Raw genomic sequence first — 9,988 nt, 5'->3', positions numbered from 1 at the left:
GCACCGCTGGGCTACGTGCCGCCGGCCGAGTTCGAGGCCAACTACTATCGCACTCTTGAGCAGCAGGCCACGTCGGCCTGACTCAAGCCAACGGGCCTCCGTGAAACCCGGGGCGGTTCACTTGCTATGATGACCGTTGAGTGGGGATTGCCACATCTCCAGGTAGACAGGGCCAAGCCCTCTCAACCGCCTCGTCCGGCAACCGGCGGGCCGCTAGACCTGAGACCAAGTCTCGGCTGGTCGCCATTCGCAAGTGGCATGCGAATCATTGTCTTGAGCCGGAGGTTTCATGTCCAATCGGATTGCTCGTTTTCGTCTGCGCGCCTATAAGCGCCAAAATTGCCGCTGCTGCTATTGCGGCCTTCCTCTCGTACCTGCTTCAGCCTTGAGTTCGTTCGCGAACAAGCTCGGCATAAGCCTGTCACGAGCGCAAGCACTTATGTGTACTGCGGAGCACTTAGAAGCACGGTGTGATGGCGGCACCGACATCGAATCAAATATCGCCGCAGCCTGCAGTACATGCAATCAGAGGCGTCACCGCATGCGACCAGCCCCATCACCAGACGCCTACCGCACCATTGTGCAGGTGCAGATGCAAAACGGCTGCTGGCACCGATGGGTACTACTGCGGGCTACGGGCCACCTACCTGCAGAAAAGGTGCAACAGCAGCTAACGTGGCGAGCGGAAGCCCATTAAGCCTAAGTAGCATCGTCGGCCTCTATTTCTGGTGACAAAACAGAGGTTCCACCAATGGCGGTCCTGATGCCGCTCGCCAAGCGGCATGTGGCGAAGCCGAGCAGGTGTGTGCCCGACGTCGTTGGCACTCCGGTCCTGGATGTACTTGAAGTTGCCTCCCTGCTATCCTTTATGGATGGCTCCCTACCGCAAGAAGACCCCACTAGTCGATGCCGACGAAGCGAAGCGACGGCATGACCTGATGGATAAAGCGATTTTCAATTTCACAGGCTCGCTAGACGAACTTGAGGGAGCCTTGGGTATGTACATGATTGGTCGCCACTTCGGCTGGAAGCCGCTCTACGTCATTCACAGCAAGAAGACGATTCGCAAGTACGAGGAAATCCTCGGCATCTCAGTGCGTGAAGTCTTTCCCGAAGAAGGCCCAGACGCTGAGCGCTCCATTGGGTACAAGTTCGTCAAGACTGCTTCCAACTTCTGGAAGAGCATCACGGACGGCAAGATCGAAGGCAAGCGGGAAGTGCTGTAGGCAACTTGAAATTGCCTTGATGAAACTTCATGTCTCCTTTATATTAAGGAGACATGAAGTCTCCTACATTTGTTTCATTAGCAGAAGAGCGGCACCCGCAGGGCTTGTCCCATCTAAAACAAGTGGCCCGCCCACCCTTGAGATCGACTTTCGGTCTGAGGAAACCCAGAAGCGCCGCGTCAGCCGCCTTCGGCGAACCGTTTGGGCCTGCGGTAATCTGCAGCGCCTGTGCGCTCCCCGCGGTCTGCGTGAGAACGTCTGGTTCGTCACCTTGACCTACCGGGGAGTTTTCGACTGGCAACCGCTTCACCTATCCCGGTGCCTCAAGTTCGTTCGCAAGTGGTGTGCCGCTCGACGCGTGCGATTCCGCTATGTCTGGGTCGCTGAACTCCAGAAACGCGGCGCGATTCACTACCACCTTGCGATCTGGCTACCGAAGCACATTCAGCTTCCGAAGTTCGACAAACAAGGCTGGTGGCCACATGGCATGACACAACGTGTCGTCGCCAAGAACCCGGTTGGGTACCTCATGAAGTACCTGTCAAAGCTCGGACCACTCCAGTCCTTTCCCAAGGGAGCGCGCATTCATGGATACGGCGGACTCACACCCGAAACCCGGAGCATCTGCTCCTGGCTCAACCTCCCCAGCTGGTGCAAACAGCTCTATGGAGTCGGAGAAATCAGGACCACCGCGAGTGGTCGTGTGGTGCTCGACACAGGAGAAATTCTTGCCCCCATGTACACGCGAGTTCTCGCGCCTTCCAAAATGCTTCTGTACCCCAATGCTCCGGTACCTGATCGCTGGGTAGACGGCCCGTACAGCACCGTTCGCAGCTACACGGCGGGGGCAGCATGAGGACCTTGGTGGATGCGCCCCTTTTCCTGCGTCCGGACGAAGTTGTCCAGCTCACCGGCTACAAGATCGTTTCTCGACAAGTCGACTGGTTACGCGCCAAGGGCTGGCGCTTCGAGCTCAATGCGACCCGGCGCCCAATCATCGCCCGCAGCTACGCAGAAAAAATGCTGGGCTGCGGCTCTGAGTTCGGGTCCTCAGCCCGCCCCAACTTCTCCGCTTTGAGGACCGCGTAATGGGACGCCGCCGCCAATCCAACTTCGACGACCCTCCCCGGTTTCACAAGAAGGGCAAGACGTGGTACCACGTCACCGGGACAAAACCCCGCGTGTGGACCAAGCTCAGCGCTGACCGCGCCGAAGCGCTGCGTATGTGGGCCATGCGCGAAGGGGTGAGAGAGGACGATTCCACGAGGCTGTTCTCAGCAATCGTGAAGCGCTACATCCGAGAGGTGTACCCGCTCAAGTCACCACGCACCCGCAAGGACAACGACAAGGAGCTGGTGAATCTCGTCAGGGTGTTTGGTCACATGCCAATTGACCAGATCGCGCCTATGCATATCCGGGAGTACATGGACATTCGCGGCCAGACCGCCAAGGTCCGCGCCAACAGAGAGAAGGCCCTCTTCTCCCACATCTTCAACAAGGCCCGGGAATGGGGCTACACGACCGCGCCCAACCCATGCCAAGGGGTGAAGGGCTTCAAGGAAACCGGCCGCGACCGCTACGTGACGAACGAGGAGTTCGAGAAGGTCAAGGCACACGCGCACTTCACGGTGGTAGATGCCATGGACCTTGCCTTGCTCACCGGCCAGCGCCCCGCCGATGTGCTCAAGATCCAGCGCACCGACATTCGGGACGGCGCCCTCTGGATCGTGCAGAACAAGACCGGCACACGCCTGGGCATCGAGATCACGGGGGAACTGGCGGCCGTCATCGAGAGGATCAACACCCGGCCACGCAGCACGATCAGTTCCTTCCTGATCCAAGACGAGAAGGGGCAACCCCTGAGCCAGTACGCCATGCGCTCGCGCTTCGACAAGGCCCGCGACCTGGCGAAGGTGAGTTTTCAGTTCAGGGACATTCGGGCAAAGGCTGCGACCGACACCGGCGACCTGGCCCACTCACAGAAGCTGCTGGCCCACCGGAACCGGGACATGACCGAACACTATGTCAGGTCGAGGATTGGCGAGCGCGTACGCCCATTGCGCTAGGAGACTACGCTCTTTCAATTGCTCAGTGGGCAGCGCACGCGTATGCAGTTGCGATGTTCCTCGGAACAGCCTCAACCTTGAACCCTTCAAAAACTGAGGGAATGCGCGTAGGGGAAAACCTGCTCGCATCGAAGTAGACGCGGATCACACGAGCCCCATCAGGCGCAAGCACGACCACAGCGCTGGCAACACTCTTGGGTGCACCAACGCTGTCCAGCAGACGGCTTGCGACTTGTTTGTTCACAGGTTGTGTCCAGAAACTAGAGACACTTGCAGATTACTCAAGATCGGTTCGATGGGCAACACGAAGGTGTAACCCTCTCCGTTGCCGGCATACAGCAAACCCGCTGCATGTCTTTGACCGTTCTCCAGTATCGACACCAGAGAGCCTGAGTCTCCCGGCTCAGAGAATTTCGGCTGTCCTGGCGCCCCCACCAAAATGAATGGGCTGTCAAAGTAGACCAACGACTTACCTCCAGCCAAAGCATTGATCGAGTACAGGCAGGGTTCGAAGCCGACCATTTGCGCCACCACCACCCCTTGCCGAATACTTGTAGTCCTCCCAACCTTTTCGACAATCATCCCATCCATCAAAGGTTTCGTTGTCACGGGAGTATCGTGATAGACACCCTGCATAGAAGAGACAAGAGACTCATCCTTAATTCGGAAGAGCGCAGCATCACTGTTATCCGAAGCCGCAACATTATCGGGTGACCCAGAAACCATTGGAAGGGTGCGATGGTGGTATCCAATCGTGAATGGATCAATTCCATGCGGTTGAATATCTATGTGCCCCGGCGCAAGCACAGGAGATGCTGCATCCGTGAAGTTGCAGTCCCCAGTGACATGATTGTTGGTCAGCCCGTACAGGATGCCCGCCTCATCTCGGACTAGAGCTCCCATCGTTCCTGCACCTGCATACCTAGCAGGGTGAATAGAACTACCACAGCAGTATGCCCCCGCTGCAGTCTGATAGTAATTCGCCCCCATTCCTGCAAAAGCAACTGGTGCACCACTGTGCAGATACTCAACATCTACACCTGCGAATTTTTTGGAAAGGAGTTTTTCCTCAGGGAGAGTTATCTTCTTTGAGGTAAAGACAAGAATTTTGTTTTCGCGACGTTTGATTCCAACGAAAGAAATCACGCGACGCTGCAAAACAGCTGCTCCCTGCGCTGAAATCTGAAAGCTATCCACCAGCGCATCATCGTAGTTGGCCCTTCCATGCCCACCATCAATGCCTCGGTCTTTTAAACCGTTATCGATTGCCCACTGCCGAAACGAACGTGCAAGTTCGAGAAGATTCGCCGGTTCCAAAATTCCCCCTGATGTCGAGCTATACCAAATCTCCTGCTTGGTCGCCCTCAGAAGACCACACCAAGCTGGCACCCTATGACCAAGACAAGCTTACGGCGTAGATTGTAGAAAGTATCCGCCAGATGTAGAAACGCCCCAGAACCCGAAACGGGCGCTGGGGCGCATGAACACTGGTGGCCTGGGGCGGAATCGAACCACCGACACGCGGATTTTCAATCCCTGCTCAGCGCCTGCATTAGGTCCGCATTGTCCAGCAGATCAAGCACTTGCAGAACATCATGCAGCTTAACCGCCGCAGTATCCCGCTATGGCGTTGACGCTTGGTTGACTCATGTCGTCACCAATGCGCAGGCTTGCGTATCGGCTTCTTTTTGGTCGGCACATGGGGTGGTAGTTGGGCGGCCTGCAGCTGATCGTCGGTCAGGTGCTTGACCACCCAATCAGCCAATTTCGTCAACGAGCCACTGACGCGCCGAGTTGGCTCATTGCCGAGGACAGGCGGCATGATCGGCACGATGACGCCAACCATGATGTGAGGGAAGTCATGGCGGATGGCCTCCAGAGCTGGCTCCGCGTCGCTGTCGTTTGACACCAAAATGACCCTGTCATAGCGCCCTTGTGTGGCATGCCGGTACATGCTGATGGCCAAGTTGACGTCGGTCTTCTTCTCTTCAAGACGCCAGACGCGCGTACGCTTGGTTCGGTCGTACGGCTGTCCAGCGACGAACTCCGGCAGCAAAGAGCCGTCCTTGTCAAAACTGTGCTTGCCATAGATCACCTCGAACCGCTCGCCGTATTTGGCCTGCAACGCGCGGTGATACGCAGACTGCGCTTCGACGGAGTCCCTGCCATGGGTGGCAAAGTTGGCCAGCGCGTGGGCCGTAAAAAGGTGGACGCCGTCCAAGCTTTCGTTCTGGTCACGCTTGGCCAGAACGTCCTCAACGAGCTTCACCAAATCCAACCACTTGAAGTCGCTGCCACGCAACCTGCCGTAGTACAGGTTGTAGCCATCGACGTAGACGCCGGTCCTCCTTGGTGCGTTCTCGCTGGTTGCCACGTGCGCTCTTGTTGTTCAGACGTGAAAAAGCCGCCCAAAGAGCGGCTTTTTCGTCCCAAGCGGGAGCCAACTGAATGACACCGCAAAGGATGAGTGGTAGCTTCATTGTAAATGAGAAAGTGTTTACATGCAACCCGTTGCGGTGAACCCGTTGCGGTGAACCCGTTGCGGTGAACCCGTTGCGGTGAACCCGTTGCGGTGAACCCGTTGCGGTGAACCCGTTGCGGTGAACCCGTTGCGGTGAACCCGTTGCGGTGAACCCGTTTCCCACGCTAGAGCCTGCCGCAACAAAAAAATGCTCGAATCAAGGCCGCAGTTGGTCTGCCTCACCCACGCGGCTGGCCAGATCGCACAGGGCAACGCCCGCCGGCTGCGATGCACTAGGGTCAAGCTGGTCACACCTGTCGGCAAGACCACTCTTACGGCACAACGTCAATTCCTTCAGCATGACTTCGGCTCGCGCAGCAGCACGGGCCTGGGCATCCGGCGACATTTTGCCGCGGAGCTCGCTGAAATTTTTAGCCATTGATCGGCCCTTTCGCCCTCAACGTCTCGATGTGGACGTCACATGCTTCTCGGCTATCAGCACATGCAGGTCGCACCAAAGGTGACGCTGACGCTGGAGTCCAGTGTCCAAGCGATTCAGCAGAAAACGCCTCTACGCCCACGGCGACACCACCCATGACCTCACCACCGTGCTGACTCGGATCGAATGCAGCGAGCATCTGGTCCAAGTTGAGTTCGATCTCGGGCTTGATGAAAATATTCAAGCGAGGCGGATCGAACTTGATGCCGACACCACCAGGGATGGCATCCATGGAATCAAGCGCAGAAACAATAAATGGCGTGCTGCGGACTGGCATGCCAAGAAGTCTATCGCGCGCATGAGCAGCGGTAAGCCAAGTGAGGTAACCCCTCAAGACACCTAAAAAGGTAGGCGTCAGCCCGACTCGTTGAACAGAGTAGCACACCACCAAGCACAGCACGCGCGCGCTTTTGGCGTTGGCCCCGGACCGGCTGCACTTGCCGCGCCAGTCGTCCGCCTTGCTCCCTTCGTGGCACGTCAAGTGACGGGCGCCGGTCCTAGCGTGGTGAAAAATCCGACCTGCGCCAAATACCGCGAAGCCACCCCCGTTAACCCCGTCAGCAAGTGAGGGGCGTAACGGGGGTGTCTTTATTTCGCGGTATCCGGCTCAGGCCGGATTTTTCTTGTCTCGGAGCCGACCCCACCCCCCCGCCCCGCCCCAAGGCGGGGAGCGAGGAAGCGCTGCTGAAGGTATCCACTTTTCAGCAGCCAAATGATCGCCCGCAACTACCGCAGATATGCCGATGCGCTGATCGCCCAGATGGAGCTCGACTTCAGCGGCGTGATCGGTGCAGGCGAGCGGCAGCGCGCGGCCTGGTGGGAGTGGTTGATGACCGCAGGCATCCCGCAGCTCCTGCCAACACGTGCACGCCCTGCATGGTGGGTTGCGCTTCGCCGTGCCGCTTCACTGCTGGCAAGATCTGTGAAGAACGCTTGCATGAAGCTGGTTTGACACTCATCTACTCAAGCACTCACCTACTCAGCTACTCAGCGCTTCCCGTCAGATTCGCAGGACTTGGAGCACCAAGAGGATTTCGGATCTCGTGCCCTCTTTGCCCACTGTGTGAAAAAGACGCGGCAGGAATGAAGGGCCGTCACGGGTCTCCGTCTGCTTGTTCTCGGTCAAACCACCCAGGACGATCAAATCCCCGTCCTGGAGGCCTACAGAGGTCTTGAGCGCACGCTTTGTCAACGTCGGAGAGCCGTTCACGCCAGTTGTCGTCTGCGCGAAGTTGCTGAGCTGCTGATCGATGTCCAGATCGATCAGGCTTTCCCGGACAGTCGGCTGAATGTTGAAAATCACGCCACTGCTGCGGTACTCCACGCTCTGAACAGGCTGGCCGTTCGCGGGGTAGCTCACAGCGCCCAGTACTGGCACGTCCTGGCCAACAGAAAAAACGCCTTGTGAACCGGACTTGATGCGCAGGCTCGGGCTGCTCATGACTTTGAAACGGCTGTCCTGGCTCAACACCGAATACACGGCCTCCAGCGCTGTGTTTTTGAAGCGGAGGAAGCTGCCCAGGCTGGCGACGCTGCCCACACCCGCACTGAGCTTGCCACCCAGCAAGTTGGCAAACAGCCCGAACGCGGAGCCTTCCCTGTCTGTGGTTGTGACCTCGTACACGACGCCACGGACAACGACCTCTCCCACTTGAAAATCAATCTGTGGCAGAAGGCCGGAGAGCTTGTTCACCTCGGCCTGTGATCCAGTGAAAACCAATACGTCCGACTCTTGTTGTATCGCTGCAGCAGCGGACTCAGGAGGCGAGTCCTTCGACTGCGTTGCACCAGGTGGCGCGCTGACTGCTCGATTGACGGTGAAGCGCCCCTTGAACAGCGGGCTCAAGGTGCGCGAGATGAAGTCCACGCTTCGAAAGTTCGGCCGGTACACCTTCACAACGTCTTCGGCCTCGGCCAACCGTTCCGGCTTCATCTTGCTGATGAAGTCGATTCCCTGCCTGGTGTCCACTGCGTAGCCCAGAGCGCGCAAAAACTCGACGACGAAGGGCCTGATCGGACCGTCCTTTGGCTTGTAGCGGAAGGTGACCAACCGCTGATCGCTCAGAACCTCGGGATCGATGACGAAGTCGGTTTTCATGACCTCGCCGTACATCAGACCGATTGCCTGGCTGACGCTCACGCCAGCCAAGTCAAACGATGCTTGCTTATCCTGCGCAACGGCCAAGGAAAGGAACACACCAAGGCATAGAGAGGTGACGAGTCGCTTCATTTCGATGCGGTTCCAGGTTGTTCAAGGAATGTCTCTCGGCTGCCGCTGTACCTGGTGACGGTCTGGCCATCCACCTGGCCAACTGCCGCAAACCCGGTCCCAGTGAAAGCGGAAGGCGATTCCAAACGAATGCGGCCACTGGAATCGACGACAACGGCCCATGAGCCGCTTTGCCCGGTGAAGTGGCCCGAGTACCGCCAGTCCTCGGAAAAGCCGCCCTGTGGGCCGTCTGGCTGCGCCTTGGCTACCTTCGGGACGGCGCCTTGTGCAGGCGCTGCGGCATTACCCCTGCTCGGTGGAGGTGGCGGCTTGAAGAATCTGTAGGTGAAGTACCCGCCGACGACGAACATGAGCAAGACGGCCCCACCGAGAAACCAGAGACGCGGGTTCGTGAGAACGTTTTGCCGGCGATCAATCGGCTTTTCGTTGCCAGAGCCACCTGCGTAGCTCTTGTACAGCGGAAAAATCGCCTTGTCGTACTTCTTCACGAAGGTATCGATCTTGGCCTTGTTGGTGGTCTTGTTGCCCTCGTACAGCTCGATCCGATACGCCGTTGGTGCTCCGATGGACTTGAGCTTTACCGTGCGCGTGGTCAGCTCGATGACTGCGCGAATTTTTCGGTTCAACGTCCCAAGGTCTTGGATCATCAAGGCCAAGTCGCATGTGACGCCGCTGCTGGGGTCCGTGTAGTGCCGATGCATGCGAAAGAACCGCATGTGCTCTTCGCTGATCTTGTGTTCATTGCCCCAAAATTGCCAACACTCATCGATGGCGACCAGGTCCCCAGGCTGGACCACTGAGCTTTGATCAGGCTTGGTCTCGTCTGGGAAGAAGCCCGGCTTGGTCACGTCTTCGTTTGTTACACCGATCACCGACCCCAGCTTTGCGCAGTCGGCCTTCTTGACCTCTTCGCAGTACCTGTAGATGGCTTCGGGATTGATACCGTCGATGTTGGTCACCACTCTGCGACCTTGCAAGACGGCTGGCACGATGACGCTGGACACCACCTCGAAAGACTTGCCGGAGCCCATGAGGCCCGTGTATGCGTTGATGGCCATGTTCTCAGCCGAACAGAGAAATGCGACCGGGGTCACCGTGCTGGACTACTGAACCGTCGTCGCGTTTCTTGACCTCTGCACCCGCTATGTACATTGGATCAACGTTGACCCTGTCGATGCTTTTGTCTACGCGAGAAGTGTGCTGGGCGGAAGGCACCAGGGCGCATGACAAACGATCGATGAGCATGCCGGAACCCATGAAGCCCATGTAGAGTTTGATCGCCATCTTTTTCATCCAAAAAGAGGGATGCGACGCAAGAGGAAGCGGACAGCGTAGGCACAAAAGACAGCGGTGATGCCTTGTGCGACCCCGAACAGGTTCAGAAAGGTGAGCGTCCAGTCAACCCATCTTGACCGGCCGCAAGCGGCTCATTTGGACTGCTACTTTGCACCGATGTAGGCCACGCACTCCACGAGGTTGAGGCAGGCCAGCAGCAGGTACTTCTCG

The 9,988-nt window shown here is 57.7% G+C and carries 12 protein-coding genes; 7 read left to right on the top strand and 5 right to left on the bottom strand.

The window, feature by feature from the left end; genetic code table 11:
- Positions 1–289 precede the first annotated feature (289 nt).
- From L0977_RS25740 to L0977_RS24990, 5 genes are all read left to right on the top strand, one after another.
- Positions 290–697, top strand: coding sequence for an HNH endonuclease (locus tag L0977_RS25740; protein ID WP_442786671.1), 408 nt, complete (start codon positions 290–292; stop codon positions 695–697).
- Between the two features lie 175 nt (positions 698–872).
- The gene (locus L0977_RS25000; RefSeq protein ID WP_234267638.1) at positions 873–1,226 is read left to right on the top strand and encodes a hypothetical protein; all 354 of its coding nucleotides are present in this window, start codon (positions 873–875) and stop codon (positions 1,224–1,226) included.
- Between the two features lie 19 nt (positions 1,227–1,245).
- Positions 1,246–2,082: a rolling circle replication-associated protein gene (locus L0977_RS25735; protein WP_442786672.1), complete on the top strand. Its 837-nt coding sequence runs from the start codon at positions 1,246–1,248 to the stop codon at positions 2,080–2,082.
- Complete coding sequence (locus L0977_RS24995; protein ID WP_234267637.1) at positions 2,079–2,315, top strand: DUF4224 domain-containing protein; 237 nt, start codon at positions 2,079–2,081, stop codon at positions 2,313–2,315. The genes L0977_RS25735 and L0977_RS24995 overlap by 4 nt, the downstream gene beginning before the upstream one ends.
- Positions 2,315–3,292 (top strand): tyrosine-type recombinase/integrase, encoded by a 978-nt coding sequence (locus L0977_RS24990; RefSeq protein WP_234267636.1) that lies wholly within the window; start codon positions 2,315–2,317, stop codon positions 3,290–3,292. Before L0977_RS24995 ends, L0977_RS24990 begins: the two co-directional genes overlap by 1 nt.
- Positions 3,293–3,532: 240 nt before the next feature.
- Here the strand turns inward: L0977_RS24990 and L0977_RS24985 are convergent, their stop codons facing one another.
- Together L0977_RS24985 and L0977_RS24980 are read right to left on the bottom strand one after the other, a co-directional pair.
- On the bottom strand, positions 3,533–4,609 hold the full coding sequence (locus L0977_RS24985; RefSeq protein WP_234267635.1) for a hypothetical protein: 1,077 nt from the start codon (positions 4,607–4,609) through the stop codon (positions 3,533–3,535).
- 337 nt (positions 4,610–4,946) lie between these two features.
- Positions 4,947–5,666, bottom strand: coding sequence for an NYN domain-containing protein (locus L0977_RS24980; protein WP_234267634.1), 720 nt, complete (start codon positions 5,664–5,666; stop codon positions 4,947–4,949).
- Positions 5,667–6,295: 629 nt separating this feature from the next.
- On the opposite strand from L0977_RS24980, the gene L0977_RS24975 reads away from it, so the two are divergent.
- A complete protein-coding gene (locus L0977_RS24975) occupies positions 6,296–6,595 on the top strand; it encodes a hypothetical protein (protein ID WP_234267633.1) in 300 nt (99 codons plus the stop codon).
- A gap of 369 nt (positions 6,596–6,964) precedes the next feature.
- The gene (locus L0977_RS24970; protein ID WP_234267632.1) at positions 6,965–7,204 is read left to right on the top strand and encodes a hypothetical protein; all 240 of its coding nucleotides are present in this window, start codon (positions 6,965–6,967) and stop codon (positions 7,202–7,204) included.
- Positions 7,205–7,252: 48 nt separating this feature from the next.
- Here L0977_RS24970 and L0977_RS24965 read toward each other — a convergent pair whose 3' ends face one another.
- The 3 genes from L0977_RS24965 to L0977_RS24955 are packed head-to-tail and all read right to left on the bottom strand — an operon-like array spanning position 7,253 to position 9,766.
- Positions 7,253–8,482, bottom strand: coding sequence for a type II secretion system protein GspD (locus L0977_RS24965; protein WP_234267631.1), 1,230 nt, complete (start codon positions 8,480–8,482; stop codon positions 7,253–7,255).
- On the bottom strand, positions 8,479–9,540 hold the full coding sequence (locus L0977_RS24960; RefSeq protein WP_234267630.1) for a zonular occludens toxin family protein: 1,062 nt from the start codon (positions 9,538–9,540) through the stop codon (positions 8,479–8,481). The genes L0977_RS24965 and L0977_RS24960 overlap by 4 nt, the downstream gene beginning before the upstream one ends.
- A gap of 4 nt (positions 9,541–9,544) precedes the next feature.
- Positions 9,545–9,766 (bottom strand): hypothetical protein, encoded by a 222-nt coding sequence (locus L0977_RS24955; RefSeq protein WP_234267629.1) that lies wholly within the window; start codon positions 9,764–9,766, stop codon positions 9,545–9,547.
- Positions 9,767–9,988 lie beyond the last annotated feature (222 nt).

The organism is Hydrogenophaga sp. NFH-34 (assembly GCF_021401345.1).
Lineage (GTDB): Bacteria > Pseudomonadota > Gammaproteobacteria > Burkholderiales > Burkholderiaceae_C > Hydrogenophaga > Hydrogenophaga electricum.
This window is presented reverse-complemented; position numbering and strand designations above follow the sequence as displayed.